This is a genomic window from Nonomuraea diastatica (assembly GCF_004349015.1).
In the GTDB taxonomy this organism is placed as follows: Bacteria; Actinomycetota; Actinomycetes; order Streptosporangiales; family Streptosporangiaceae; genus Nonomuraea; species Nonomuraea diastatica.
Genome location: NZ_SMKP01000091.1, coordinates 1 through 25,500 on the forward strand (window position 1 = coordinate 1; position 25,500 = coordinate 25,500).

The window sequence follows — 25,500 nt, forward strand, 5'->3', positions numbered from 1 at the left end:
CGTCGAGATGGGGCGGGGCGGGCAGCGCGGCCCGGCTGGGGGCGAACGCCTTCATGGCGGCACGGGCGTGCTCCGTCCGCTCGGGCAGCGTCAGCGGGCTGGTGTTGAGCTGGATCGTCGTGGTGTTCAGCCGCCGCAGCCAGCCGCCCGCCGCCGTGTCGAGGCGCCGCCACCACCCCGGCTCGCCTGGCTCGCGGACCACGAGCAGGAGCCGTACGCGGGGGTTGCGGTCGTGCTTGGCCAGCCGCCGGATCAGCTCGCCCACCACGGGAACGGAGGGCTCGGGATGCTCGACGACGAGCAACGTCGGCCGGACGGCGTTCAACGCGGCACCGGCCCGTCCTCCCATCGCCGCGCGGCCGGCATCCGCGTCCGGCCCGGCGTCCGCGTCCGTCTTGGCGTCTGTGTTCGGTCTGGTGTCCGTGTCCGGCCCGGCGTCCGTGTCCGTCTTGGTGTCCGTGTCCGGCGGGGGATCCAGGGCGTAGAGCGTGTCCAGGAGGAGGAGGCCGGCGTCCCAGCCGGACCCCGCCAGCTCCGCGCACAGTTCGCCCGCCAGCCGGGACTTTCCGGTTCCCGGGCGGCCGGTCAGCACCGCGATCGACAGCGCGGCCGGTTCGGCGGCCCAGGCGCGCAGCCGAGCCAGTTCCTCCTCCCGCCCCAGGAACGGCACGACGGCGTGACGGGCCGCCAGCAGCGTCCAGCCGGGGCCGTCCGGCGGCGGGTCGTCCCGGGCGGGCGTCAGCAGGTCCGCGAGGGGCACGGAGGGTTCGTCGCCGGTCACGGTCTCGACCCGGCCGGGCGGCACGCCGGCCAGCTCGCGGAAACGCGCGTCGCTCAGCAGCGCGGTCACCGGTACGGCGTCCAGCCGCGGGCCGGTTCCTGAGGTGATCACGCCGATGATCTGGCCGGCCGGTTCGGCGAGCAGGGCGGCGCCCGGCATGCCGCCCCAGAGCGAGCCCGGCACCGCGTGGCTCCCGAGGTGCCCCACGGAGACCGTCAGCGCCTTCGACGCCGCGTCGGCCGGGGCGTCCACCACGCCGGCCAGCGTCTCGGCGTCGCGGAACCCGGCGCGCTGCCCCGCTCGCGGAAACCCTCTGGCCAGGCACCGTACGCCGGGCGCGGCGGCCCTGGCCCAGCGTACGTGGTCGATGCCGGGCAGTTCGGCCCACGGGGCGCCTAGCACCCGCAGCAGCACCGCGTTCGCCGCGCCGCGTCCACGCCACACCTGTTCGGCCGCGACCCACCGGGCCGACCAGGGCGCACGCACCTGGCACGGCGTATCGGGCCCGACCACCTGGCCGGAGGCCAGCACCAGGTCGGCGCCGATCACGTATCCAGATCCGGTCACGCCGACGAGGTCGTCGTGACCGGAGTAGACCTCGACGACCCGTTCGAGCGCGAGGCGGTGTGGTGGCGTGTCCATGAGTCCGCCCATTTAGGTACGTCGCGACGTGTCGTCCCCCCGACGAGCGTGTGATCTCAACTATCGCACTATGGCTGGAAAATTTCCGCCCTTGTCATGCCTTCGCGGACGTGAGCCACGCCGCCAGCCCCAGATAGACCACGCCGCTCCCGACGTCGAGCCGCCGGCGCGCCCGGACGGATCTGCGAATCCGGCCGCCCAGCGCCGAGGCGAGCATCGCGTACGTGCCGTCGGACGCCATCCCGAGCACCAGCCAGATCGCACCGAGCAGCAGGATCTGCGGCCCGATCGGCCCCATCGCCGGATCGGCGAACTGTGGCAGGAACGCCAGGAAGAAGACGGCCGTCTTCGGGTTGAGCACGTTGACCACGAACCCGTCCCAGAACAGCCGCCGCTTCGACTGCACGCGCAGTTCGACGGCGTCCGCGTCGCTCTCCCTGTGCATCAGCTTGCGTACGCCGAGCCAGACCAGGTAGGCCACGCCCACGTATTTGACCACGGTGAACGCCGTGGCCGAGGCGGCCAGGAGGGCGCTGATGCCCAGCGCCGCCGCGCCGATGTGGACCAGTGAGCCCGCGTGCACGCCGAGCACGGAAACGAGGCCGGCGGCGCGGCCCTGCGTGACGCTGCGGGTGACGATGTAGACGACCGCCGGACCGGGCACGAGCAGCAGGCCGAGGACGGCCACGGAGAAGAGGGCGAGTGTCGTGATGTCTGGCATGCGGCCATCGTAAAGCGGCGTCACAAACTTGCGCGCAGCGCCTTGACGAGTGCTTCCGTGGCCGGTGGGTGGGGTGGCTCGCCGTAGACGGCGGCGTACACGTGCCGGGTGGAGCCGGGCACCTCGGCCACGTGCACGCCGGGGTGGCGGTGCGCGGTGAGCGCCAGCCCGGGCAGCAGGGTCAGGCCCAGCCCCGCCGCCACGAGGGCCTGCACGGCCACGATGTCGTCGCTGGTGAACGAGATGCGCGGCGCGAATCCCGCCTTGTCGCAGATGTCCAGCAGGTGGCTGCGGCACCGGTCGCAGCCCGCGATCCAGGGTGAGTCGGCATGCTCGGCCAGGTCACTGTGCAGCCCACCGGCCGGCGTGCTGGACACCAGGTAGCTGAGGTCGTCGAAGAGGTGGATCATGTGGAGGCCGTTGTCCTCCGGCGCGGTGTCGTCGTACCGGAACATCACCGCCACGTCCGCCCGGCCCGCCCGCAGCAGCCTGAGCGCCTCCGGCGGCTCGGTCTCCGTCAGCTCCAGGCGCAGCCCGGGGTGGGCGGCGGCGAGCAGGCCGGCCGCCTTCGGGATGAACGTGCCCAGCGCGGAGGGAAAGGCGGCCAGCCTCACGCGGCCGGTGCGCAGCCCGACGTGGGCGGCCAGTTCCTCGGACGTGGCGTCGAGGCGGCCGATGATCTCGGCGGCGCGTCCGGCGAGCAGCCGGCCGGCGTCCGTGAGCCGGATGCCGCGCCCGGCGCGCTGGATGAGCTTGGCCCCGGTCTCCGCCTCCAGCTTGGCCAGGTGATGGCTGACCGAGGGCTGGGAGTAGTGGAGTTCTCTGGCGGCCGCTGTCAGCGAACCCGTGCGGGCGACCGCGAGCAGGACGTGAAGCCGGGTGACGTCGAGCATTCATCAATCATATCTATCGATGGACCAGAAGACTTCTGTTGGACCTATCGATCCATGTGGGACACGGTAGAAGGGAAGGCGAACTTCCAGGGAGAACCTCATGCGCACCGTCACCGCCGTCCGTCCGGGGCTGGATCCGCTCGTGTCCGGCATCTCCGAGATCGTGGCGCGTGAGCCAGCACCCCGCGACACCGCGCACACCGTCGCCGATCTGCTCCGCGACCGGCTCCCCGGGCTCGACATCCTCACGCCGGAGGAGCGCGCGGGCTCACCCGACGGGTACGTCTCCCACGTGCTGCACGCCCGGGAGGACTTCTCGGTGGTGGCGGTCGTGTGGCGGCCCGGCCAGTTCACGGGGATCCACGACCATGTGGCGTGGTGCACGTTCGGCATCCTCAGCGGCATCGAGAACGAAACCCTCTACCGCGACATGGGCGACCATCTGGTGGAGATCGGGCGCGCGGCCAACCGTCCTGGCGAGGTCAGCGGGTTCGCGCCGCCCGGTGACATCCACATGGTGCGCAACACCAGCGAAGAGGTCGGGGTGTCGCTCCACGTGTACGGCGCCGACGTGAGCCGGCTCGGCAGCAGCGTGCGCCGGGTCTACTCCCTGCCCGTCAGGTAGGGCCGGTCCTGAGCCCGGCCGTACGCCGGCGCGTCCCAAGGTAGGAAGGGTAATTTGCGCAACTTCTATTGCGCAAATTAGCTTTCGCTTCTACCGTTGAGGTATGGCCGCCGAGAAGAACCATCGCGTCAAGGACATCGACACGCTCAAAGCGCTGGGTCACCCGCTGCGCATCAAGCTCTACCGCGCGCTCTTCATGGCGGGCACGGCGACGGCCTCACAGCTGGCCGACCAGGTCGACGAGGCCGTGTCGCTGGTCAGCTACCACCTGCGCAAGCTGTCCGCGCACGGCATCATCGAGGAGGCCGAGCCGGGCAGCGGCGACGGCAGGGAGCGGTGGTGGCAGCCTGCCTCCACCGTGCTCAGCACCAGGGACGAGGACTGGCGCGACGCCCCCGAGCGGGCCGCCGTCCACGCCGCCGTGTCCCGCGTCTACGCCCGCCAGCGGAGCGAGATGTACGAGGAGTTTCTCGACACCAAGCCCGCCTGGACCGACGACTGGCGCGGCGCGGCCTTCAGCTCCGAATATCTGCTGTCGCTCACGGCCGAGGAATTGCGTGACCTCGGCCGTGAGTTCGACGAACTGGTCGCGAAGTGGCGGCAGCGCTGCGCGGCGGCCCGCGAGGCGGGCGCCGCGCAGGGTCGCGAAAACGTCGCCCTGCACGTCAACGGCTTCCCGTTCCGCACCTGAAGCGAATCTGAAGCGAACCCTTGGAGGGCTGATGAACACCGAGTTGTTCCTGTACGTCGAGCGCGTGCGCGCCCTTGAGCTGCGCGCGGAGGCGGAGCGCCGCCGCCTGGCCAGGACGCCCGTCCGTGCCGCCCGCCGCTGGGAGATCCGCCTGGGCTGGACGCTGGTCCAGATGGGTCTGCGGCTCGTGCACCGCCGTCCCGCGCACTACTGACCGGCGGCCGCCGATCTCGACGTGCGCGACCCGCTGACCCTCGTCAACGGCGTCGCCCTGGCCACCGCGGACCGCGCCCGGACCGAGCGCCTGCTGACGTACATCGACCGGGACTGACCAGCGCCCGCCTCAGGTCGGGCAGGACGAGCAGGACGACGAGGCTCTGAGCGCCGAGGGTGGCGTAGCCCACGCCGGCGATCCCGGCGATCGGGAAGAGCGCCGTGGTGGAGCCGATGATCAGCAGGGCCGGCCCGAGTTGTACGGCGGCGAGCCGGCCGGCACGGCTCTGGGGGCGGAGCGTGGCAGGAACGCCGTCGCGCCGAGCAGACCCAGGCCGATCGCGGCGGCGTGGCCGTACAGGATGAACCGGGCGGTGTGCAGGCCGGCCACCGGGATGAAACGGGCCATGGTTCCCACGAACGCCAGCCCCGCCAGCGAGCTGAACAGGCGCATCGAGCTGATCAGGGTCTGTCCCTCGCCGAAGTCGGCGGGCGCGTACAGGCGGGTGGCCAGGATCCAGTAGCCCAGCCCCAGGACGGCGGTGGCCGTGGTGTTGGCCATGAGCGCCTAGGCCTGGGCGAACAGGGGATGGCGCAGCTCCCCGCGCGCGGGTGAGCAACCCCGGGCGCGCCCGGTCAGGCCAGGACGTCATGGAGCGCCGGGGCCGGGTGCACGCCGAGCTCGGTGAGCAGCGCTTCGACGCGCTCGGCGTGCAGGGGGTCGACGGGCAGGACGTGGCGGGTCCACCAGCGGGTGTGCGCGTGAGCGGGGCCCGGCCGTATCAGGGCGAGATAGTCGCTCAGCGGTGGGTCGTAGACGAAGCCGGGCACCACTCCGCGCCGTTCGAGGGCCCGCACCACGTCGTCACGCTGCCGGACGAGGAGCGGGACGCGGAGCAGGGGCAGGGCCAGCCCTTCCTTGACGCCGTCGGCGGCCCAGGGCGTCGCCCGCAGCCTCTCGACGCCGGCGATCCTGCGCCCACGCTCACGTTCGGCCGTTCGCACGCGGGTCAGCTGGTAGCGGCGCAGCGCCGCGGTCTGACGCGTGCGCCAGGCGGCCTGGTCGACGCGGAGCCAGCGGTCGAGCACGGACAGCCGCGCGTTCTCGTCGCCCAACGGCGTCGCCAGCGCGGCGCGCAGCTCGGGCTCGCACGCGGCCAGGCGGTGCCCCTCCCACCGGGCCAGGCCGAGCGCCGTCATCGCCTGCCACACGGGGCCGGTGAGCCCGGCGCGGGCGATGGCTTCGCGGGCCATCGGCCGCAGCAGGGCGCTCAGGTGGCCGTGCCAGGTTCCCGGCCGCAGCAGCGTGTCCCGCGTGCGGGCCGCCTCGGCGAGCCGTACGGTGTCGGTGCTGGTCAGGAGCCCGCCCGACATGGCGCGGCCGTGCTTGGCCAGGCTCAGCACCCCGACGTCGCCGAAGGTGCCCAGCGGGCGCTCCGCCACCTGTACGCCCAGCGCGTGGGCGGCGTCGTCGACGAGCACGATGCCTCGTTCCCGGCAGGCGGCCTCCAACTCGACGATCCGGTCGGGCTGGCCGTACAGGTGTGTGGTGACGACGCAGGCAATCCCCCGGTAGTCGACCCTGGCCAGGTCGATGTTGCCGTCGCGGATGCTGATCGGGGCCATCACCGGCTCCAGACCGGCGGCCAGGGCGGTGAACACCACCGTCTCGCAGTTGGTCGGCGCGATCAGGATCCGGTCGCCCGGCCGTGTCCAATGGCGCAACGCCAGGTAGAGGCCGAGCCGGGCGGAAGGTACGTGCACGCACGGCTGGCCGAGCCGCCGGGTCATCGCCGCCCGCAGCATCATGCCCCACCCCGCAGCCGGCCGAACCAGCGCATCATCCGGTCGGCCCGCCGATACAGCGTGGGTGTCTCCAGGACCAGCCGCCGTAACCGGTCCGCCGGCGCGGCTCGCAGGTGGTGCAGGCAGGCAGTGCCCGTGGGGCGGCGCGCTGCCCCCGACGCGACGAAGCCGGTCGTGTTACTCAGCGCGTCCTTGTACTCCGAGTCCGCCTTCACGCTGAGGTCGATGGTGCACACCCCGGCCGCCGCGGCGGCCTCGGCCATCCGTACGTGCTGGATCAGGTCCGGCGAGTAGCGGGCGAGGGCGGGGTCGTACGCGGGGAACCAGCCCACCAGCGTGGTCGCCGTACGGATGCCGACATGCCCGGCGACCGGCCGGCCGCTGGCGTACAACATCGTCAGCTGCCCCGCGAAGTCGGGGCCGCTGGTCGCGTGCGGCTGCTCCACGAGCTCGACCATCCACGCTTTCGAGAACCGGTCGGGGCGCCCCTTCGCCCGATACTGCCCGGACTTCCACCGGCGCAGCAGCCTGAACTGCTGCTCGTCGGCCACATCGAGATCGAGACTCGCCACGCCGAGATCCCGGCCCAGCTTCCGCTCCTTGTACAGGGTCGACTTGAGGAACTTCGGAGACCTCTCCCGGAGCTGCGCCATATAGGCGGGAAACCCGTCGGACAGGTCGATCACCGCCGTCTCCATCCGCGTCCCGGCGAACCCGGAGAACCACGGTTGCCCGCCGGTCAGGCAACCGAACCGCCACACATGCAGGCCGGCGCCCTCCAGCAACCTCCGGGCGTCGACCATCACCTCGGGCCGGTGCACCACTCCGTGGCACAGCGACACCCACGGGGCGACCGCGCTGCCCGCCCCGCCCCGGCCCCGTTCGAACGGGAAGAACGCGGCGAAGTTCCCACGTGTTCGGTCCAGCACAGGTGCGGAGATTCGTCCACGTAGTACAGAGATCGCGTCACGACGATCACTTTCATGCGACATGCGCTGCCGCCCCCCGACGACGCCGAAGTTCCTGGCCGGCGCGCCACGGTGTCGAGCGCGCCCGGCCCGTACCAGTCCGCAGGCCCGATCACCTACCGGGTTCGACCGATGGCTACATGTAACCGAACTAGGCCATGCGGGACGGGAGAATCCCTGCCCCTCATGGGCTTACGCGGATCCGCGCTTCAGTAGTCGCACCTGAGTCCCCCCTTGACATGCGAAGCAACGAAAAGCCTAGGCGCGGCGGTCCTTGATCTGTCCTCTATCCGTCCTCGCCCGGCGGGGCGGCGCCAGGGCCGATCATGTGGCGCGCCACCGGACGGCGGTCAGCAACGATCACGTCAGACGAACATAGCGAGCGCAGGGCCGGGCAGTCCATGGCCGGGAGTCGCGGGATCCTTGACCCTGCGTCCACACCTCCGAACTCCCGGTGAGGCGGCTGCGGGCATCGTCACAGGAGCGGGAGAAGGTCGCGCGCGTCCGTGCGGGTGTCGAGGGTCATGACCTGATCCGCCAGGCGCTGCCGGCCCGGCGCGAGGCCGTGGAACTTGGCGAGCAGCCGCCCGTCGGAGAGCGGGTTGATGGGAGAGCCGAGCGGGTCGCTCACCCTGGCCCGCCGGACGGCGCCCGTGGTCGTGGTGACGGTCAGGGTCGGCTCGTCGGTGCCGCCCATCTCGGGGTCCACCTCCAGGTGGATGAGGTTCATGAGCTCGGCGGCCCGGGGGTCGCCGCGCCGTTCGGGGGAGTAGGCGGCCAGGTCGGCGTCGCCGTACAGGATTCTGGCGGCGATGGCGTACGGAAGGCTCAGTTGTGCGCGGGGGAGGGTGGTGACGTCGCGGCCACCGCACATGTCGGCCACGAGCGGGCTCAGTCGCACGTGGATGCGGTCGATCTCGCCGGCGTGCAGGTCCAGGCCGCCGATCGCGTCGATGGAGGAGTGGGTGCTGCGGCAGGACGCGTACGGCTTGATGGAGCAGCGCGAGATCCGCCATGCCGTGCCGAGGTCGCGGGTCAGCGCGCCGGGGTCGGCGTCGGCGCCCGCGTAGGTCCGCAGGAAGCCGCCCCATACGTCGTCGAAGATCCGGCCGGGGCCGCTCGTGCCGGACGCGGCCAGCAGCGCGGCGGTCAGCCCGCCCTCCGCGGCGCGGCCCGCGTGCAGCCGCTTGCTCGCCGCGCCGTCATGCACGAAGGCCCACAGGCCGCCGGAGAATCCGGCCGCCAGCCCCAGCGCGTGGGCGGTTCGCGCACTGTCCAACCCCAGTAGCCGAGCGCTGGCCGCCGCCGCGCCGAACGTGCCGCAGGTGCCCGTCGAGTGCCATCCGGCCTCGTTGTGCGCGGCGTAGCCGCCACACGCCTCCAGCGTACGGCGGGCCACGTCATACCCCAGGACGACCGCTTCCAGCAGCTCGGAGCCGGTGACCGGGCGGTCGGTGAGGCTGAGGCAGGCCAGCGCGGCGGGCGCCACCACGGCCCCGGAATGATCGCAGCCGCCGGTGTCGTCGAGTTCGAGCGCGTGCGCCGCGACGCCGTTGAGCAGTGCCGCGTCGCGCGGCGCCACCGTCAGCCCGGTTCCCCAGACGGGGGCGTTCCCGGGAGCGGCCAGGCCGGGAGCGGGCGCGGAGGCGCCGGCCAGGGCGGCGCCCAGCGTGTCGAGGAGGTGTCGCTTGGCCCGCTCGACCACGTCGGGTGGCAGCGGCGGGGGCCCGGCGACGAGACCGGCGAGCGTGAGAAGTGGTGTCACGAGGCCGGCTCCGCGAAGAACCGCCCGCTTCTCACGGGGTGGTGCCGTTGAGGGTGACCTGCTTGATGGCGTTGTTCTTGAGACCCCACTTGTCGAGCAGGCTCGCGTAGGTGCCGTCCTGCTGCAGGGCGCGGAGTGCCTTGATGACCGCGTCGCGCAGGCGCGGGTCCTGCTTGGCGAATCCCATGGCCTGGTTGACCTCGGTGAACGGCTCGCCGATGAGGTGGAACTTGCCGGGGTCCTGCTGGGAGATGTAGGGGAGGGTCTCGCTGCCCTGGACAGCGGCGTCGACCCTGCCCTGGGTGAGCTGGGTGCGCGCGTCCGCGGAGCCCTCCGTGCCGACGACCTTGATCGGCTTGGCGGAGCAGTTCTCCTCGCTCCACTTCTTGATCTCGCCGGGGAAGGAGGTGCGGCGGCTGGCGCCCACGGTCTTGCCGCACAGGCTCTTCGGATCGGCGACCTTGCTGGTGGAGAAGAACTGTGCGCCCGAGCTCAGGTAGCCGACGAGGTCGAGCGTCTCGCGGCGCTCGGGCAGGTCGCTCATCCCTGAAAGGATCATGTCGATCCGCCCGGTGGTGACCGCGCTCTGCAACTGCTCGAAGGACGTCTCCTGCCATTTGACCGTGACTCCGAGCTGCTTGCCGACGGCGTTGCCGAGATCGATGTCGAAGCCGGTGAGCTGGTTGGTCGAGGGGTCCTTGAACTCCAGCGGCGGGTAGTTGGGGACGTTGCCGACCACCATGGTCTTGGACTCGGCGATCTTCGGGGGAAGCCCGCCGTCCGATGCGGTCGCGAGGTTCTTCGGCGCCTGCGCGGTGCAGGCGGTGGCGGCCACGGCGAGGCAGGCGAGCAGAAGGATGGGACGAGACAACGGAACTCCTAGAGAACTGCTGAGAGAAAGGTCTTCGTACGCTCGTGGGCGGGGTTGACCAGGACCTGGTCGGGGGTCCCCGCCTCGATGACGCGGCCGTCGTCCATGAACACGACCTGGTTCGCCACCTCCTTGGCGAAGCCCAGTTCGTGGGTGACGACGACCATGGTCATGCCGGATGCGGCCAGGTCGCGCATGACCGCGAGCACGTCGCCGACGAGCTCCGGGTCGAGCGCCGAGGTGGGTTCGTCGAACAACATCAGCCGTGGCCGCATCGCCAGCGCGCGGGCGATCGCGACCCGCTGCTGCTGCCCGCCCGACAGGGTCGTGGGGTAGGCGTCGGCCTTGTCCTTCAGCCCCACCCGCTCCAGCAGCTCCAGCGCCCGCGTCCGGGCGGTGTCGCGCGGTTCGCGCAGCACCCTGATCGGGCCCTCGACCACGTTCTCCAGCGCGGTCATGTGCGGGAACAGGTTGAAACGCTGGAACACCATCCCGATCGGCCGCCGCTGCCGGGCGATCTCAGCGTCGCTGAGCTGGTGCAGCTTCCCGCCACGCTCGACGTAGCCGATCAGCTCGCCGTCGACCCAGACGGCGCCCTCGTCGATCGTCTCCAGCTGGTTGACGCAGCGCAGGAACGTGCTCTTGCCCGAGCCGGACGGCCCGATGACGCACAACACCTCGCCCGCGGCCACCTCCAGCGAGATGCCCTTGAGCACGTGGTTGCCGCCGAAGCGCTTGTGGACGTCGACTGCCTTGATCATTTCTTCACCCCTCGGGAGAAGCGGCGCTCGATGACCATCTGGCCCAGGCTGAGGATGGTGACCACGATCAGGTACCAGAACGTCGCCACGAACAGCAGCTCCATGACGCGGTTGTTGGCGTAGTAGATGTTCTGGGCGCTGTGCAGCACCTCCTGGTACTGGATCGCGCTCGCCAGAGACGTGAGCTTCACCATGCTGATGAACTCGTTGCCGATCGGGGGCAGGATGACCCGCATGGCCTGCGGCAACACGATCCTGCGCAGCGTCTGGAAGCGCGTCATCCCGATCGCCTGCGCGGCCTCGGTCTGCCCCTGGTCGACCGAGAGGATGCCGCCGCGCACCACCTCGGAGGTGTAGGCGCCCTGGCAGATGCCCAGCCCGAGCAGCGCGGCCACGAACGGGGTCATCAGATCGACCATGCGCGCCTCGACGATGCCGGGGATGACGACGTAGGGGAAGACCAACGCCAGGTTGAACCAGAGGAACAGCTGCAGCAGCTGCGGCGTGCCGCGGAAGAGCCACGTGTAGAGGTAGGAGACGCCACGGGTGACGGGGTTCCGCGACATCCGCATCACCGCGAACAACACGCCCAGAGCCACCCCGACGATCATGGCGAGCACGGCCATGACGAAGGTGTTGACCACGCCGGTCAGGATGGCCTCCGCGGTCAGATACTGCCCGACCACGCTCCACTCGATCTGCCCGCCGGCGAACGAGGAGACGATCGCCACGAGGACGGCCACCACGACGATCGCCGCCACGTAGCGGCCGTAGTGCTTGCGCGCCACCCGGGGCAGATGGGCGACATCTGTGGACATGTGGATCTCCTCACGAGCGAGAGGTCAGTGCGGGTGACAACACCCACAGGACTCGGGTGATCTCATCGCCGGGGTTGGTGAAGGTGTGGGGAGTGTCGCCGGGGAACAGGAACGAGTCGCCCTCGCGCATCTCGACCCGCTCGCCCGAGGCCTCGATCGTGAACAGCCCCTTGAGGATGTGCACGAACTCGATGTCGACGGGAAGCGCATACGGCTCGTGGCCCGACCCGCCGCCCGGCTCGATCTCGCTGAGCAGGACCAGCAGCCTGCGTTCGTCCTTCGGCGTCAGCTGGTACTCGGTCATGCCGCTGCCGCCGAACTCGAGCCTGGCCCGGCTCTCGGACCTGACCAGGCGCCCGCTCGAGCCGTCGAACAGGTCGGCCACGTCCAGGTCGAGCGCCTTGCACAGGCGCAGCAGCGAGGCGACCGAGATGGACACCTGGCCGCGCTCGAACCTGGACAGGAAGCCCTTGGTGAGCCCGGCCCGCTCGGCCGCCTCCGTCAGGCTGAGCCTGCGCCTGCGCCGCAGTTCTCGGGCCCTCGGCCCGAGACTGGGGGAGTCCGGAATCGAGATCACGTCGCGGGTCCCCGGTGGTCGTGGGCCCAGGCGCGCTGCCGCGCCAGCAGGTCGGTGAGCCGGTCGATCTGCTCGATGACCCGGTCGGGCGAGGTGGCGCCGTAGCCGGTGCGCGCGGCGAGGGCCGCCTCGACGGTGAGGTGCGGACGCACGTCCGGGGTCAGCCGCACGTCCACGGCGGCCAGCTCCTCGTCCGGCAGCTCGTGCAGGTCCAGCCCCTTGTCCTCGCACATTCGCACGAGCGCGCCGGTGATCTCGTGGGCCTGGCTGAACGGCACGCCGCGGCGCGAGAGCCAGTCGGCCACCTCGGTGGCCAGCGTGAAGCCCTCGGTCGCCTGCCTGCGCAGCTCATCGACGTTCACCGACAGCGTGCGCACCAGCCCGGCCATGGCGGGCAACACGATCATCAGGGTGTCCACGGTGTCGAAGACGGCCGCCTTGTCCTCGGACAGATCCCTGTTGTAGGCCAGCGGCATCGCCTTCAGCGTGGCCATCAGGCCGTTGAGGTTGCCGAGCAGGCGGCCCGCCTTGCCTCTGGTGAGTTCGGCGATGTCGGGGTTCTTCTTCTGCGGCATGATCGAGCTGCCGGTGGCGAAGGAGTCGTGCAGCTCCACCCAGCGGAACTGGCGCGAGGCCCAGATGGAGATCTCCTCGGCCAGCCGCGACAGGTTCACCCCCAGCATCGAGGTGGCGAACAGGAACTCGGCCACGTGGTCGCGGCCGGCCACGGCGTCGATGGAGTTCTCGCACGGCCCGTCATAGCCCAGCTCCGCGGCCGACAGCTCAGGGTGTACGGCTATCGCCGAGCCGGCCAGCGCCGCCGAGCCCAGCGGGGAGCGGGCGGTGCGCCGATCCCAGTCCTCGAGCCGGTCGGCGTCGCGGGCGAACGCCTGCGCGTGGGCCAGCAACTGGTGCCCGAACACGATCGGCTGGGCGGGCTGCAGGTGGGTGAAGCCGGGCGCGGCGGTGCGGACGTGCGCGCGGGCCTGCTCCACCAGGCCGTCCTGCAGCCCGGCCAGGGCCAGCACCAGCTTCCTCGCGTGATCGCGCAGGTACAGCCGCAGGTCGTTGGCCGTCTGGTCGTTGCGCGAGCGACCGGCGCGCAGCTTGCCGCCCACCTCGCCCAGCCGCTCGACGAGAACCCGCTCCAGAAAGGTGTGCACGTCCTCGTCGGAGTCGTTCGGGCCGACCCGCCCGGCGCGTACGTCCGCGTCCAGCGTGTCGATCTCCGCCAGCAGCCGCTCCGCCTCGGCAGCGTCGAGGATCTCGGCTCTGAGCAGCTCACGGACGTGGGAGCGCGAGCCCGCCAGATCGTAGGCGGACATGCGGAAGTAGCTGTCGGGCGCGCGGGAGAGAGCGAGCAGCGACGGATCGGCGGGCGAGCGGAAGCGTCCACCCCAGAGCTGTTCGGACAACGCGGTTGCCTTCCAGTAAACGAAGTTTTCCGACATAGTGGTCTGCGTTGCCAGGGGTGTCAATAGCGCCTCTTATGTACGTCTCGTTAACAAGGGAGTTTCATGTCTCAGGGACCCGTCGACGCCTCGCAGGTCCCACGCTTCGCAGGTCCCGACACCTATGCCCGGCTGCCCCGCCTCGACCAGGTGGAGCGGGCCGATGTCGCGATCGTGGGCGTGCCGTTCGACAGCGGGGTCTCCTACCGTCCCGGGGCCCGCTTCGGCCCGGCCGCGGTGCGCCAGGGCAGCAAGCTGATCAGGCCCTACAACCCCGCGCTGGACGTCTCTCCGTTCGCCGACCTGCAGGTCGCCGACGCCGGGGACATCGCCTGCAACCCGTTCGACATCGACCGGGCCATCGACACGATCGAGCAGGCCGTCGGGGGGTTCGACGCCAAGCTGGTCACCATCGGGGGCGACCACACCATCGCGCTGCCGCTCCTGAGGGATGTCCACCGCAAGCACGGGCCGCTGGCGTTGCTGCACTTCGACGCTCACCTGGACACCTGGGACTCCTACTTCGGGGCCGAGTACACCCATGGCACGCCGTTCCGCCGCGCGGTGGAGGAGGGCATCCTCGACGCGGAGGCACTCAGCCACGTCGGCATCAGGGGCCCGTTGTACGGCAAGGCCGACCTGGCCGAGGACCGCAGGCTCGGCTTCGGCATCGTCACCTCGGCCGACGTCATGCGGCGCGGCCCCGACGAGGTCGCCGACGCCCTGCGCCAGCGGATCGGCGACCGGCCGCTCTACATCTCCGTCGACATCGACGCGCTCGACCCCGCCCACGCCCCGGGCACGGGCACCCCGGAGGCGGGCGGCCTGACCAGCCGCGAGCTGCTGGAGATCCTGCGCGGGTTGTCGGGCTGCAACCTGGTCGGCGCCGATGTCGTGGAGGTGGCCCCCGCCTACGACCACGCCGAGATCACCTCGGTCGCCGCCGCGCACGTCGCCTACGACCTGATCAGCCTGTTCGCGCTGGGGAAACGGACATGAGAACCGGGGGAGACCTGGTCGCCGAGACCCTCGTCGCGCTCGGCGCCACCACCGTCTTCGGCGAGCCGGGCCAGCACGCGCTCGCCATGTTCGACGCGCTGCGCCGCTCCTCGCTGCGTTACGTCGGATGCCGCACCGAACTGGGCGTCGCCTTCGCCGCCGACGGCCACGCCCGGGCCACCGGGACGGTGGCCCCGTTCCTGGTCTCCACCGGCCCCGGTGCGCTGGCGACCCTGCCCGCCCTGATGGAGTCTCGCCTGGCCTGCGCCCCCGTGGTCGGGATCTCCAGCCAGATCCCGTCCGACGGGCTGGGCGGGCGCAGGAAGGGATACCTCCACGAGCTCCCCGACCAGGCGGGCTCCTTCCGCGGCGTGGCCGCGTCGGTCCAGGTCGTGCGGGCGGCCTCGCAGATCCCGTCCGCCCTGGCCCAGGCATGGGAGGCGGCGCTCAGCGTGCCGCAGGGCCCCGCGTGGGTGGAGATCCCGCAGGACATCCTGCTCGCGCCAGCGGACGTCCCGGTGGTGGCCGACCTGAGCGTGTGCCCGCGCACGCCGCGGCCCCGTGCCGAGCTGGTGCGGCAGGCCGTACAGGCGCTCGACTCCGCGCCGAACCCCGTCATCCTGGCCGGTGGCGGGGTCAACCTGTCCGGGGCGGGGCCAGAGCTCCTCGCCCTGGCCGAGAGGCTGCGCGCGCCGGTGGCCACCACGTTCGCCGCGAAGGGTGTCTTCCCCCGCGAGCACCCGCTGTCGCTGCAGTCGTGGCTGGAGGACCGCTTCGTCACCGAGTTCCTCGAAGAGGCGGACGTGCTGCTGGTCGCCGGTTCGGGGCTGGGGGAACTGTCCAGCAACTACCACACGATGCGCCCGCGGGGCCGCGTCGTCCACATCGAGGCCGATCCCGGCAAGCTGGAGGCCAACACGAGCGGTTCGCTCGCCGTGCACGGCGATGCGAAGGCGACGCTGGGCGCGCTCGCCGCGGCGGTGCGGCCCAGGGAAGGCGACGGGCGCGCGGAAGCGGCCGTGGCGGACGTGCTGCGGCGGGTGCGCGACCGGCTCGGCGGCCACGAGCTGGAGTTCGCGCTGCTGGAGGCGATCCCGTCCGGCGTGTTGTCGTTCTGGGACATGACCATCCTCACCTACTGGGCGTGGTCGGCCTTCCCCGGCCACATGTGGTCGGCGCAGGGCGCGGGCGGCCTGGGGTACGCGCTGCCCGCCGCGGTCGGCGCGGCGGCCTCGGGACGGCGCACGCTGGCGATCTCGGGCGACGGCGGCGCGATGTACGGCCTGGCGGAACTCGCCACCATGCGCCAGCACGATGTGGACGTCACCTGGCTGATCGTCGACGACGGGGGCTACGGCATCCTGCGGGAGTACATGACCGGCGCGTTCGGCACGCCTACCGGCACCGAGCTGGCCAGGCCGGATTTCGCCGGCCTGGCCGCGTCGTTCGGCGTCACCGCCCGCGTCGCCACGCCCGCCTCTCTGGCCAAGGAGCTCGCCGACGCCCTGGCCGAGCCGGGGCCGAGCGTCGTGGTCCTGCACGCCCGCCCCCGCATGTTCGCCCCGACCTAGGAGCGACCGGCAAGAACCCCTCCTAGACGCCGAGCGCCGACGGGAGGCTCAGCTCGTGCAGGAACAGCGCCTCCGTGGTGGCGACGCGGCGGAGCTCCTCCAGGTCGACCCGCTCGTTGGGCGCGTGGATGGCGGCGCCCTCGTCCTCCGCGCCGAACAGCAGGATCTCCGCCGCGGGGTACTGCTTCAGCAGCGTGTTGACCAACGGGATCGACCCGCCCGCGCCCACGTCGCGCGGCGGGCGGCCGAAGGCGCGCTCCATCGCCCGGTTGAGCGCCGACCTGGCCTTGCCGCCCGAGTCGGCCTGGAAGCCGGAGCCCACGACGACGTCGCCGAACGCCACCTGCACACCCCACGGCGCCACCTGCCGCAGGAACTCCGTCACCGCATTGATCGTCGTCCTCGGGTCGCCGGCCGGCGGGATGCGGATCGTCACCCTGGCCCTGGCGGTCGGCTGCACGGCGTTGACCGCGCCCGACACCGTCGGCACGTCCATGCCGGTCACGGTGATCGAGTATGACGACCACAGGCGGTCGGCCAGCGAGCCGGCGCCCACCAGCGAGACCCCGTCGAGCACGCCGGCCGTCTGCCTGAACTCCTCCTCCGCCGGCCCCTGGCCGAAGAAGCTGCCCCTGGGCAGGCCCGGCACCCGGACCTCGCCGTTGTCGCCGTGCAGCGCGGTCAGCATGCGCATCAGGGCCGCCAGCGCGTCGGGGGCGGCGCCGCCGAACGATCCGCTGTGCAAAGACTCGCGCAGCGTGCGGACCTCGACGGTGAAGGCGGCCATGCCGCGCAGCGACGTCGTGACCGAGGCGTCGCCCACGCGCGGGTTGCCGGTGTCGGCCACGACGATGGCGTCGGCCCGCAGCAGCTCGGGGTTCTGCTCGACGAACGCCTCCAGACGCTCGCCCGCGTATTCCTCCTGGCCCTCGATGATGACCTTGATGCCCACCGGGAACCGGCCCTGGAAGGCGCGCAGGGCGGTGACGTGCGCGATGACGCCGGACTTGTCGTCGGCGCAGCCGCGCCCGTACAGCCGGCCGTCGATCAGGGTCGGCTCGAACGGCGGGGTGCGCCACGCGGCCAGGTCGCCGGCGGGTTGCACGTCGTAGTGCGCGTAGAGCAGGACGGTGGGCGCGCCGGGCGGCGCGGGCGCCTCGCCGTAGACCGCGGGAAAGCTCCCCTCCACCTGCACCTGCTGGACGCGCGGCAGACCGGCGGAACGCAGCAGTTCCTCCGTCAGCGCGGCGGCGGCGCGCACCGGTTCCTCCGGATGCCCGGGGAAGGCCACGGAAGGGATGGCGGCGAGCCGCTTGAGCTCCTCGACGCCTTGGGGCATCGCGGCGGCGACAGCGCTTTCGATCTGGTCAGGAGTCACGGACGGTTCCCCCGGGGGTCGTTCTCACAGAGATTTCTCGAACAGTTCTACAGGGTGACAGGCGCTTTGCCGTCATGAGAGGAGGATACGAGGTTCCATGACGCGGAAAACGTGCTGAGTCACGGCAGCAGATGTGCGGATTTCGTTGCTGTTACAGAGCGGTTCTGCGGATCTCGATTTTCTTGCATAGTGTCGCGACCGATTCGCTTGGCAAGTCCCAGGGGAACAGGCAAACTGTGGGAAGTCAGACACGAGGGAAGATAGCCATGACGCAGCCGGAAAACGACGTCCTCAAGGCCGCGCAAGACCACCTGTGGTTGCACTTCACCAGGCACAGCTCCTACCAGCAGTCCGAGATCCCGACCATCGTCCGCGGTGAGGGCTCCTACATCTACGACATCCACGGCAAGCGCTATCTCGACGGCCTGGCCGGGCTTTTCGTGGTCCAGGCCGGGCACGGGCGCCAGGAGCTCGCCGAGGCCGCCGCCAAACAGGCCCAGGAGCTCGCGTTCTTCCCGCTGTGGTCCTACGCCCACCCCAAGGCGGCGGAGCTGGCCCAACGCCTGGCCTCCTACACCCCCGGCGAGCTCAACCGCGTCTTCTTCACCACCGGGGGCGGCGAAGCGGTCGAGTCCGCGTGGAAGCTGGCCAAGCAGTACTTCAAGCTCGTCGGCAAGCCGCTCAAGCACAAGGTCATCAGCCGCCAGATCGCCTACCACGGCACCCCGCAGGGCGCCCTGTCGATCACCGGCATCCCGGCGTTCAAGGAGATGTTCGAGCCGCTCGTGCCCGGCTCCATCAGGGTGCCCAACACCAACCACTACCGCGCCGACGAGATCACCGGCGTCAAGGGCATGACCCCCGAGGAGTACGGCTTCTGGGCCGCCGAGCGCGTGGCCCGCGCCATCGAGATGGAGGGCCCCGACACGGTGGCCGCCGTCTTCGCCGAGCCCGTGCAGAACGCCGGCGGCTGCTTCCCTCCGGCCCCGGGCTACTTCCAGCGCCTGCGCGAAATCTGCGACGAGTACGACGTGCTGCTCGTCTCCGACGAGGTCATCTGCGCGTTCGGCCGGCTCGGCACCATGTTCGGCGGCCAGAAGTTCGACTACGTGCCGGACATCATCACCTGCGCCAAGGGCCTGACCAGCGGCTACTCGCCCATCGGCGCCATGATCGCGCATGAGCGGCTGTTCGAGCCGTTCAAGGACGGCGACACCATGTTCCCGCACGGCTACACCTTCGGCGGCCACCCCGTCTCCGCCGCCGTCGCGCTGGCCAACCTCGACATCTTCGAGCGCGAAGACCTCCTCGGCCACGTCACCAGGAACGAGCCGCTGTTCAAGGAGACCCTCGACGGGCTGCGCGACCTCCCGATCGTCGGCGACGTGCGCGGCTCCGGCTTCTTCTGGGGCCTCGAACTGGTCAAGGACAAGACCACCAAGGAGACGTTCGACGCCGAGGAGTCGGAGCGGCTGCTGCGCGGCTTCCTGTCCAAGGCGCTGTACGAAGCGGGCCTCTACTGCCGCGCCGACGACCGCGGCGACCCCGTCATCCAGCTGGCGCCCCCGCTGATCGCCGGACCCGAGGAGTTCGCCGAGATCGGGTCCATTCTCCGCAACGTGCTCACCGAGGCATGGGCGCGCCTCTAGGGGCCGCTCGCCGTAACACCATCCGGTACGACGGCGTGCCGGCGCGCGAAAGGATCCACCGATGAAGATCGGCGTTCCCGCCGAGGTCAAGAACCACGAATACCGGGTCGCGGCGACCCCCGCGGGCGTTCACGAACTCGTGCGCAACGGCCACGACGTCACCGTCCAGCGGGGCGCGGGCCTGGGCTCGTCCATCACGGACGAGGAATACCTGGCGGCGGGCGCCAAGATCGTCGACAGCGCCGACGCGGTGTGGGACGAGGCGAGCCTGGTGCTCAAGGTGAAGGAGCCGGTCGCCGAGGAGTACCACCGGCTGCGCGAGGGGCTGGTGTTGTTCACGTACCTGCACCTGGCCGCCTCGCGCCCGTGCACCGACGCCCTGCTCAAAGCCAGGACCACGGGCATCGCGTACGAGACGGTGCAGGTCGGCGGGGCGCTGCCGCTGCTCGCCCCGATGTCCGAGGTCGCCGGCCGCCTCGCGCCGCAGGTCGGCGCGTACAACCTGATGCGCTTTAACGGCGGCCGCGGCGTCCTGCCGGGCGGCGTGCCCGGGGTGGCCCCGGCCAGGGTGGTCGTGATCGGCGGCGGCGTGTCGGGGCTGAACGCCGCCCAGATCGCCGTCGGCATGGGCGCCGACGTGACCGTGCTCGACACCAACGTCGACCGGCTGCGCTTCATCGACGCCATCTACCAGGGCCGGCTCAAGACGCTGGTCTCGACGTCGTACGCGATCGAGCGGGAGGTCCTGGGGGCCGACCTGGTCATCGGCGCGGTGCTGATCCCCGGCGCCAAGGCCCCGACGCTGGTCTCCAACGACCTCGTGTCCCGTATGAAGCCGGGCTCGGTGCTCGTCGACATCGCCATCGACCAGGGCGGTTGCTTCGAGGACTCGCGCCCGACCACGCACGCCGAGCCCACCTACACGGTGCACGGATCGGTCTTCTACTGCGTGGCCAACATGCCGGGCTCCGTCGCCAACACCTCCACCTACGCCCTCACCAACGCGACCCTCCCGTACGCGGTCAAGCTGGCGAACATGGGCTGGCGGGAGGCCGTCAAGGCCGACGCGGGGCTCGCGGGCGGGCTCAACACGCATGACGGCCGGCTGGCGAACCAGCCGGTCGCCGAGGCGCTCGGGCTGGCGTACACGCCGGTGACCGAACTCGTCTAGTCGTCCACGCGGTACGTCGTGCTCCGCACGATCTCCTCGGGGGTGAGCTGTTCCCTGGCGGTCGTCACGGCCCAGCGGTGGCCGAAGGGGTCGCGCAGCACGCCGTACCGCTCGCCCCAGAACATCTCGCCCACCGGCATCTCCACCTCGGCTCCCGCGCCGATCGCCCGCTCGGCCACCGCGTCGGGGTCGTCGACCTCCAGCAGGATCAGCACGGGGCTGCCGCCCAGCGTCGGCGGGGCCGGCGCGCCGAAGGCGGGCGTCTCCTCGCTGACCAGCAGCCGTCCGGCGCCGAGCTGGAGTTCGACGAAGAGGATCGTCCCGTCGGACAGCGTGTTGCGGAACACCTCGACCGCGCCCAGGCCCTCCTGGTAGAACCCGATCGCCGCCTCCGCGTCGCGCACGAACAGGTGCGGGCACAATCCTTGCGGCCGTAGCGACGTCATGTGATCAGGCCTGCCTTTCTCGCGGCCGTCACCAGGCGGGTCATCAGCTCGGCCTCGTCCCGTGCGGCCCGCTCACCCTGCGGGGTCAGTTTGTAGTAGCGCCTTCTGGCGTCGTGGGGCGCGGCCGGGTCTCCGGCGTCGAACTCCTCCACCAGCCCGTCGGCCACCAGCCGGTTGATGGTCCGGTAGAGCGTGCCGGGCCCCAGCTTGACCGCGCCGCCGCTGATCTCCTCGATGAACCGCATCACCGCGTAGCCATGCCCGCGGCCGCTGGCCAGGGCCAGGAGCACGTGGAACCCGGCGGCGGTGAGCATGATTGACACGATAGCACCACTCTGGTTATATCCGTTATGGATATACTTTGGGAGGTACGATGGCGGTAAACGTCAGCCAGGTCACCCTCTACGTCGACGACCAGCAGCGCGCGGTCGATTTCTGGACCGGCAAGATGGGCTTCACGGTCACCACCGACATGCCTTACGGCGACGACCGCTGGATCGAGGTCGAGCCGCCCGACGGGGGTGCCCGGCTGGTCCTCCTCAAGGCCGCCCCCGACTGGCCCACGCCGGTCAAGGGCATGCCCCACTACGTGTTGTTCCAGGCCGACGACATCGTCAGGACGCACGAGGAGCTCGTGGCGCGCGGCGTCGAGTTCGTCCAGGAGCCGCAGCGCCAGCCGTGGGGCCGGTCGGCCGTCTTCAAGGACGACGAAGGCCACCAGTTCCACCTCGGCCAGCGCTGATCACCGCACCGGGTTCCGCCTCGGCCAACGCCGGTCATCGTGCGCCCGGCCGGTCGCGCAGCCGGTTCACCTCGGCCGGTCAGCGCATCCCCAACCGCCTGCGCAGGTCGCGCGCGGTGGCAAGGACGTGCCGGAGCTCGCCCGGGCTCGGCCACGGCGCGCTGCCGGGACGCAGCAGCGTGCCGCGCACCGACGCCAGATGCTCGATCGCGCTCACGTGCACCCCGCTCCGCTCCACCAGCCACCCGATCACCTCGGAATGGTCGTGCAGCGGCCGGGTCACCACATCCCACGTGCCCAGCACCTCCGTCAGGTCCGCCACGTCCAGCGGCACCCCGCCCCTGCGCCCGGTCGCGGCGGCGGCCAGCTCCGCCCTCGCCGTCAGCTCCGGCTCGGCGGACCGGCCCCGATGCCGCCCGCAGGCAGGCGGCGGCGGGCCGGACAGCCACTCGCGCGCCTCGCCGTGCTCCCCCGCCACCGACAGCAGCCCGCCCAGCTCGACCGCGGCCTCGCGGTGCCCGGCCAGCGCCGCCTGCCTGAACCAGTGTTGCCCGCCCGCCAGATCGCCGAACTCGGCGATGAGCAGCAGCGCGTAGTTGTAGGCCGACTCGGGGTCGCCGCCGGCCGCCGCCCGGCCGAACCAGTGGCTGGCCGCCGCGCTGTCGCCCAGCTCCACGCAGACGAACCCGGCCATCCGCTGGTCCTCCATCCGCCCGGCGCCCGCCGCGCGTTCGAACCAGGCGCGGGCCGTACGCAGGTCGCCCCTGGACAGCGCGAGACCGCCGAGCCGGGACGAGGCACCGGCGTGCTCGTCCTTGGCGGCCAGCCGGTAGTAGCCCTCCGCCCCCTCAGGGTCGCGGCTGGCGTGCAGGTAAAGACCCATGCAGTGCGCCGACTCGGCGTGGCCGGCCCTGGCCCCGCGCTCCCACCAGTGCACGGTCTCCTCGTCGTCGCCCGCGGAATAAGCCAGGAACCCCAGGTCGTGCGCCGAGGCCACGTCGCCGTCGGCGGCCGCCTGGCGGTGCCATTCGCGCGCGGCCGCCAGCTCGCCCGAGTCCTCGCACAGCAGGGCGAGCCTGCGGGCGGCCGCCCTCGACCCGTTGCGCGCCGCGGCCTCGAACCAGCCCCTGGCGGCCGCCGCGTCGCCGCGCTGTTCGAGCAGCAGCGTGGCCAGGTTGGCCGCGGCCTCGGCGTCGCCGGTGCTCGCGGCCAGCTCGTACCAGGAGACGGCCTCCTCCAGGCTGCCGTGCTTCTCGTGCCAGACGCCCAGGTTGTAGGCGCTGTCGACGTTGCCGCCCGCGGCAGCCCGCTCCCACCAGTGCTTGGCGGCCGCGCGGTCACCGTGCTGGGCGTAGAGCTTGCCGAGCCGGTGCGCGGCCTGCGCGTCGCCCGTACGCGCCGCGGCCAGCAACTCGTGCTCGTCTCCCACACGTGGCGCCGGTACGGCCGGCGCCGTCACCTCTCCTTGCCAGGCCATGGCGACAGAGTGGCACGTGATCACGCGATCGCGAACCGTAATCGCCGACAAGTGCTCCAGGGTGAACGGGCGCGGTCCGGCCGCGTGGCCGTGCAACGGTCTCCGCGGTCGATCCCTCTCGGAGGTGAGGTACGACGAAGGGCGATTGTGTTCGGGTCCCGCAGTCGACGCGCTCTTCAGGGCTGTCCGGCCGGCTGCCATGCCCGCACGAGCAAGTACATGGTGGTCCCTTCCATCTTCGTTACGCTGGCGGACACCACCAAGCCTTGGTCGGTGGTGAGGCAGAAGTGGCGCCCCGCCTGAGGCCTCTCCTTGTTGGCGAACCCGGGCTGCTCGTTCACGGCCAGCGCGCACTTGGCGGGATCGCCTTGCGCCGGCCCCTCACTGATCGACAAGTCGGGCCACGTTTCCAGGACCGGACGGACCGGCGGATCGCAGGGAAAGTCGTCGATGTACTCCAGCTCCGGTGTGGACGAGGGGTCGGAACTGGTCACGACCGGGCCGTCCAGGTCGACGTGGGTGGTTCCGCAGGACGCAGCCGGTACCCGTAGTTCACGCGCGTCGTACACCTGTGCGTAGGCCATCCCCTCATCACCCTTCGACTCCGAGCTCTTGGGCGGCAGCGTCGATTCCTGCCAGGGCGACCGGGTGGCCGGCGGGTCGCCCTTGGCGCCGGAGCCCGGCTCCGGCCCCCAGGCGAATGGATCGGGCAGCAGCCAGGCGCCCAGTGCCACCACAATGCTGAGCAGCGTAAGGAGCGTAACGAACTGGAGCTTCTTCCTAGGCTCGCGACCGCCTTCCATGACGGCCATCATCCCCCGACGCGCGGCGGGCGATCTAGGGTCTGCTTTTTGCAGGCAGGTCTGGCCTGGCCCTGGGCCGGCACTCCCGGGTTGGGAGGGGAGCCCCAGGGCACGTATTTCGGCCGGATCCGGAACGTGGAGATCGGCGAGACCAGAACGGCCGTCACTCACCCGGGCGTGACGCTACGCGGTTGCGGCGTGACCATCTGCCTGGGCTGGACCGCGGAGGGTGAGCATTTCTTCCGGCGCCGGGGCGGCTCGTCGCAGAAGATCGTCCCTGGCCGTGTGCACCCGGCACCGCTGACCAGGACCGCTTCTACATCTCGGCGTACGGCGACCGGATGCCCGCCGGCGTGGGGCTGTACGACCTGGACACTGGCAAGTCCGGCTCTCTGGGCGTCCAGGGTGAGGGCTACTCCATCAGATCTTCCACGGACCCGACGGGCAGGCTCATCAGTTACACGCTCAAGGGCGATCTCCACTTCATCGACCTGGCCAAGATCCGGTAGCTGGGTTCAGGAGAAGGTGAGGATCCCGGAGTACATGCCCATCCCGCAGACGTAGCGCAGGCTTCCCGGCCGTTGCGGCGGCAGGCGTACGGTGGCCGGCAGGGCGACGTCGCGGCCGTCGATCACGACGGTGCCCGTGCAGCCGTGCTCGGCCACCTTGAAGACGACCTCGACGGGCACGCCGACGCGGGCCGAGACGATGGCCGGGCGGTAGCCGTCGCGGGTGGCCCAGACCGTGACGGTCTGGCCTCCCGGCCCGCTGACCGCCTGCGCGGGGTCGGGGGCGGGCAGCCAGCCGCCGAGGCTGATCCCCGAGCCGGCGGTCCAGAGCCCGGCGGCGATCGCGGCGACCCCGGCGAGCCTGGCCAGCCGGGTACGCGAGACGCGCCGCAGGACATAGCCGAGCAGCGCGAACGCCGGCGCCGTACCGATGACGAACCCCGCCATGGCCGCCGCCCCCGCCACCGGGGACCCGCTGGAGACGGCGACCAGCTCCACGCCGAGCGTCACGCCGCAGGGCACCAGGATGGTGGCCGCGCCCAGCAGCGGTGCGGTGTATTTCGACGGAGCCCGCGACGGCGGCGGCGCGCAGCCGGCGTGCCCGCGCCGCATGAGCCGGACCGCGAAGACGATCACCGTGGCGCCGGCCACGACGAGCAGCACGGCCCGCGCCCGCGGCGGCAGGGTGACGGCCGAGCCGAGCAGCCCCAGCAGCGCGCCGGCGGTCGTGTGGGAGGCCAGCCGGCCGGCGAGGAACCAGGCCACGAGCGCGGGATCACGCCCGTGGCGGCCGTCGGCCAGTCCCACGAGCAGCCCGCCCTGTGCGGCGGTGCACGAGGCGGTGCCGGCCACGAGCCCGGCGGCGACCCCACCGGCGAGCAGAGCGGCGGCGCTCACGCTCAGCGGGCGAGCACGGCGCGGCCGGCGAACGTGCGGCGGAAGTCGGTGATGGACCGCATGGTTGTCCCCACTCTCTACGAAGCCCGTACCCGCAACGTAACCCGGCCTCCCGCATGCGGCGAGTGACAGTTGTCGCACCCACGGTGACGTTTGGGTGGAGGCGCGGGACGATCGTCGCTCAGCACCCGGGGCTCTGCGTCGGAGGCAAGGCCCACGACCGCGTCGGCCGCGAGCACACGAACGGCGGTTCGTGGCGCGGGTGACGCGCCGCG

27 protein-coding genes are annotated in these 25,500 nt (G+C 71.4%); 9 read left to right on the top strand and 18 right to left on the bottom strand.

The features are described from left to right. The 3 genes from E1294_RS28540 to E1294_RS28550 all read right to left on the bottom strand — a co-directional run. A partial coding sequence (locus E1294_RS28540; protein WP_132513395.1) for an ATP-binding protein occupies positions 1–1,423 on the bottom strand: 1,423 nt, incomplete at its 3' end. Positions 1,424–1,517: 94 nt separating this feature from the next. After that, entirely contained in the window at positions 1,518–2,144 is a 627-nt protein-coding gene (locus E1294_RS28545; protein ID WP_132513397.1) for a LysE family translocator, read from the bottom strand. 20 nt (positions 2,145–2,164) lie between these two features. Beyond that, entirely contained in the window at positions 2,165–3,037 is an 873-nt protein-coding gene (locus tag E1294_RS28550) for a LysR family transcriptional regulator (protein ID WP_132513399.1), read from the bottom strand. Positions 3,038–3,137: 100 nt separating this feature from the next. Here E1294_RS28550 and E1294_RS28555 point away from each other — a divergent pair, with 100 nt between their 5' ends. The 3 genes from E1294_RS28555 to E1294_RS28565 all read left to right on the top strand — a co-directional run bounded on the left by E1294_RS28555 (position 3,138) and on the right by E1294_RS28565 (position 4,567). Then, positions 3,138–3,662 carry a cysteine dioxygenase family protein gene (locus tag E1294_RS28555; protein WP_132513401.1) on the top strand — a complete coding sequence of 175 codons (525 nt, stop codon included), beginning with the start codon at positions 3,138–3,140 and terminating at the stop codon, positions 3,660–3,662. A 103-nt stretch (positions 3,663–3,765) separates the two neighbouring features. Next, entirely contained in the window at positions 3,766–4,353 is a 588-nt protein-coding gene (locus tag E1294_RS28560; RefSeq protein WP_132513403.1) for a winged helix-turn-helix domain-containing protein, read from the top strand. Positions 4,354–4,384: 31 nt separating this feature from the next. Beyond that, positions 4,385–4,567: a hypothetical protein gene (locus E1294_RS28565; RefSeq protein WP_132513405.1), complete on the top strand. Its 183-nt coding sequence runs from the start codon at positions 4,385–4,387 to the stop codon at positions 4,565–4,567. Between the two features lie 237 nt (positions 4,568–4,804). On the opposite strand, the gene E1294_RS28570 is transcribed toward E1294_RS28565, so the two are convergent. The 9 genes from E1294_RS28570 to argH form a co-directional block, all read right to left on the bottom strand. Next, positions 4,805–5,128, bottom strand: coding sequence for a hypothetical protein (locus E1294_RS28570; protein WP_132513407.1), 324 nt, complete (start codon positions 5,126–5,128; stop codon positions 4,805–4,807). Between the two features lie 74 nt (positions 5,129–5,202). Then, a complete protein-coding gene (locus tag E1294_RS28575; protein WP_132513409.1) occupies positions 5,203–6,375 on the bottom strand; it encodes a DegT/DnrJ/EryC1/StrS family aminotransferase in 1,173 nt (390 codons plus the stop codon). Further along, complete coding sequence (locus tag E1294_RS28580; RefSeq protein WP_246083342.1) at positions 6,372–7,301, bottom strand: GNAT family N-acetyltransferase; 930 nt, start codon at positions 7,299–7,301, stop codon at positions 6,372–6,374. The genes E1294_RS28575 and E1294_RS28580 overlap by 4 nt, the downstream gene beginning before the upstream one ends. Before the next feature lie 514 nt (positions 7,302–7,815). Then, positions 7,816–9,105 (bottom strand): MmgE/PrpD family protein, encoded by a 1,290-nt coding sequence (locus tag E1294_RS28585; protein ID WP_132513413.1) that lies wholly within the window; start codon positions 9,103–9,105, stop codon positions 7,816–7,818. Positions 9,106–9,136: 31 nt separating this feature from the next. Beyond that, positions 9,137–9,976: an ABC transporter substrate-binding protein gene (locus tag E1294_RS28590; RefSeq protein WP_220447985.1), complete on the bottom strand. Its 840-nt coding sequence runs from the start codon at positions 9,974–9,976 to the stop codon at positions 9,137–9,139. Between the two features lie 8 nt (positions 9,977–9,984). Further along, positions 9,985–10,737, bottom strand: coding sequence for an amino acid ABC transporter ATP-binding protein (locus tag E1294_RS28595; RefSeq protein WP_132513415.1), 753 nt, complete (start codon positions 10,735–10,737; stop codon positions 9,985–9,987). Then, entirely contained in the window at positions 10,734–11,555 is an 822-nt protein-coding gene (locus E1294_RS28600; protein ID WP_132513417.1) for an amino acid ABC transporter permease, read from the bottom strand. The genes E1294_RS28595 and E1294_RS28600 overlap by 4 nt, the downstream gene beginning before the upstream one ends. Before the next feature lie 10 nt (positions 11,556–11,565). After that, positions 11,566–12,132 (bottom strand): helix-turn-helix domain-containing protein, encoded by a 567-nt coding sequence (locus E1294_RS28605; protein ID WP_132513419.1) that lies wholly within the window; start codon positions 12,130–12,132, stop codon positions 11,566–11,568. Further along, a complete protein-coding gene (gene argH, locus E1294_RS28610; protein ID WP_246083343.1) occupies positions 12,129–13,547 on the bottom strand; it encodes an argininosuccinate lyase in 1,419 nt (472 codons plus the stop codon). The genes E1294_RS28605 and argH overlap by 4 nt, the downstream gene beginning before the upstream one ends. Positions 13,548–13,649: 102 nt before the next feature. On the opposite strand from argH, the gene speB reads away from it, so the two are divergent. After that, on the top strand, positions 13,650–14,582 hold the full coding sequence (speB, locus tag E1294_RS28615; protein WP_132513423.1) for an agmatinase: 933 nt from the start codon (positions 13,650–13,652) through the stop codon (positions 14,580–14,582). Beyond that, positions 14,579–16,153 (top strand): thiamine pyrophosphate-binding protein, encoded by a 1,575-nt coding sequence (locus E1294_RS28620; protein ID WP_132513425.1) that lies wholly within the window; start codon positions 14,579–14,581, stop codon positions 16,151–16,153. Before speB ends, E1294_RS28620 begins: the two co-directional genes overlap by 4 nt. Positions 16,154–16,175: 22 nt before the next feature. Here E1294_RS28620 and E1294_RS28625 read toward each other — a convergent pair whose 3' ends face one another. Continuing rightward, positions 16,176–17,531 (bottom strand): M20/M25/M40 family metallo-hydrolase, encoded by a 1,356-nt coding sequence (locus tag E1294_RS28625; protein WP_132513427.1) that lies wholly within the window; start codon positions 17,529–17,531, stop codon positions 16,176–16,178. Positions 17,532–17,797: 266 nt separating this feature from the next. On the opposite strand from E1294_RS28625, the gene E1294_RS28630 reads away from it, so the two are divergent. Continuing rightward, positions 17,798–19,180: an aspartate aminotransferase family protein gene (locus E1294_RS28630; RefSeq protein WP_132513429.1), complete on the top strand. Its 1,383-nt coding sequence runs from the start codon at positions 17,798–17,800 to the stop codon at positions 19,178–19,180. Positions 19,181–19,241: 61 nt separating this feature from the next. After that, positions 19,242–20,351, top strand: a complete 1,110-nt coding sequence (gene ald, locus E1294_RS28635; RefSeq protein WP_132513431.1) for an alanine dehydrogenase — start codon at positions 19,242–19,244, stop codon at positions 20,349–20,351. Here the strand turns inward: ald and E1294_RS28640 are convergent. Next, the gene (locus E1294_RS28640; protein WP_132513433.1) at positions 20,348–20,797 is read right to left on the bottom strand and encodes a VOC family protein; all 450 of its coding nucleotides are present in this window, start codon (positions 20,795–20,797) and stop codon (positions 20,348–20,350) included. The genes ald and E1294_RS28640 overlap by 4 nt on opposite strands. Then, positions 20,794–21,111, bottom strand: coding sequence for a PadR family transcriptional regulator (locus E1294_RS28645; RefSeq protein ID WP_132513435.1), 318 nt, complete (start codon positions 21,109–21,111; stop codon positions 20,794–20,796). Before E1294_RS28645 ends, E1294_RS28640 begins: the two co-directional genes overlap by 4 nt. Before the next feature lie 59 nt (positions 21,112–21,170). Between E1294_RS28645 and E1294_RS28650 the strand changes: the two genes are divergently transcribed. Then, positions 21,171–21,539 carry a VOC family protein gene (locus E1294_RS28650; protein ID WP_132513437.1) on the top strand — a complete coding sequence of 123 codons (369 nt, stop codon included), beginning with the start codon at positions 21,171–21,173 and terminating at the stop codon, positions 21,537–21,539. A gap of 79 nt (positions 21,540–21,618) precedes the next feature. Here the strand turns inward: E1294_RS28650 and E1294_RS28655 are convergent, their stop codons facing one another. Both E1294_RS28655 and E1294_RS28660 read right to left on the bottom strand, forming a co-directional pair. Then, positions 21,619–23,016 carry a tetratricopeptide repeat protein gene (locus tag E1294_RS28655; RefSeq protein WP_132513439.1) on the bottom strand — a complete coding sequence of 466 codons (1,398 nt, stop codon included), beginning with the start codon at positions 23,014–23,016 and terminating at the stop codon, positions 21,619–21,621. A gap of 176 nt (positions 23,017–23,192) precedes the next feature. Further along, on the bottom strand, positions 23,193–23,819 hold the full coding sequence (locus E1294_RS28660) for a hypothetical protein (RefSeq protein ID WP_132513440.1): 627 nt from the start codon (positions 23,817–23,819) through the stop codon (positions 23,193–23,195). 341 nt (positions 23,820–24,160) lie between these two features. Between E1294_RS28660 and E1294_RS53020 the strand changes: the two genes are divergently transcribed. Next, entirely contained in the window at positions 24,161–24,328 is a 168-nt protein-coding gene (locus E1294_RS53020; protein ID WP_165977521.1) for a hypothetical protein, read from the top strand. A 6-nt stretch (positions 24,329–24,334) separates the two neighbouring features. Here E1294_RS53020 and E1294_RS28665 read toward each other — a convergent pair whose 3' ends face one another. After that, positions 24,335–25,225, bottom strand: coding sequence for a sulfite exporter TauE/SafE family protein (locus tag E1294_RS28665; protein ID WP_220447986.1), 891 nt, complete (start codon positions 25,223–25,225; stop codon positions 24,335–24,337). Positions 25,226–25,500: the final 275 nt, after the last annotated feature.

What these genes read in the sequence shown, in the direction of transcription:
- E1294_RS28595 (WP_132513415.1), bottom strand. Translation starts at nt 10,737, where the DNA reads ATGATCAAGGCAGTCGACGTCCACAAGCGCTTCGGCGGCAACCACGTG.
- E1294_RS28655 (WP_132513439.1), bottom strand. Translation starts at nt 23,016, where the DNA reads ATGGCCTGGCAAGGAGAGGTGACGGCGCCGGCCGTACCGGCGCCACGT.
- E1294_RS28620 (WP_132513425.1), top strand. Translation starts at nt 14,579, where the DNA reads ATGAGAACCGGGGGAGACCTGGTCGCCGAGACCCTCGTCGCGCTCGGC.
- E1294_RS28600 (WP_132513417.1), bottom strand. Translation starts at nt 11,555, where the DNA reads ATGTCCACAGATGTCGCCCATCTGCCCCGGGTGGCGCGCAAGCACTAC.
- E1294_RS28575 (WP_132513409.1), bottom strand. Translation starts at nt 6,375, where the DNA reads ATGATGCTGCGGGCGGCGATGACCCGGCGGCTCGGCCAGCCGTGCGTG.
- E1294_RS28555 (WP_132513401.1), top strand. Translation starts at nt 3,138, where the DNA reads ATGCGCACCGTCACCGCCGTCCGTCCGGGGCTGGATCCGCTCGTGTCC.
- E1294_RS28660 (WP_132513440.1), bottom strand. Translation starts at nt 23,819, where the DNA reads ATGGAAGGCGGTCGCGAGCCTAGGAAGAAGCTCCAGTTCGTTACGCTC.
- ald (WP_132513431.1), top strand. Translation starts at nt 19,242, where the DNA reads ATGAAGATCGGCGTTCCCGCCGAGGTCAAGAACCACGAATACCGGGTC.
- E1294_RS28640 (WP_132513433.1), bottom strand. Translation starts at nt 20,797, where the DNA reads ATGACGTCGCTACGGCCGCAAGGATTGTGCCCGCACCTGTTCGTGCGC.
- speB (WP_132513423.1), top strand. Translation starts at nt 13,650, where the DNA reads ATGTCTCAGGGACCCGTCGACGCCTCGCAGGTCCCACGCTTCGCAGGT.
- E1294_RS28630 (WP_132513429.1), top strand. Translation starts at nt 17,798, where the DNA reads ATGACGCAGCCGGAAAACGACGTCCTCAAGGCCGCGCAAGACCACCTG.
- E1294_RS28550 (WP_132513399.1), bottom strand. Translation starts at nt 3,037, where the DNA reads ATGCTCGACGTCACCCGGCTTCACGTCCTGCTCGCGGTCGCCCGCACG.
- E1294_RS53020 (WP_165977521.1), top strand. Translation starts at nt 24,161, where the DNA reads ATGCCCGCCGGCGTGGGGCTGTACGACCTGGACACTGGCAAGTCCGGC.
- E1294_RS28565 (WP_132513405.1), top strand. Translation starts at nt 4,385, where the DNA reads ATGAACACCGAGTTGTTCCTGTACGTCGAGCGCGTGCGCGCCCTTGAG.
- E1294_RS28545 (WP_132513397.1), bottom strand. Translation starts at nt 2,144, where the DNA reads ATGCCAGACATCACGACACTCGCCCTCTTCTCCGTGGCCGTCCTCGGC.
- E1294_RS28560 (WP_132513403.1), top strand. Translation starts at nt 3,766, where the DNA reads ATGGCCGCCGAGAAGAACCATCGCGTCAAGGACATCGACACGCTCAAA.
- E1294_RS28650 (WP_132513437.1), top strand. Translation starts at nt 21,171, where the DNA reads ATGGCGGTAAACGTCAGCCAGGTCACCCTCTACGTCGACGACCAGCAG.
- E1294_RS28570 (WP_132513407.1), bottom strand. Translation starts at nt 5,128, where the DNA reads ATGGCCAACACCACGGCCACCGCCGTCCTGGGGCTGGGCTACTGGATC.
- E1294_RS28645 (WP_132513435.1), bottom strand. Translation starts at nt 21,111, where the DNA reads ATGCTCACCGCCGCCGGGTTCCACGTGCTCCTGGCCCTGGCCAGCGGC.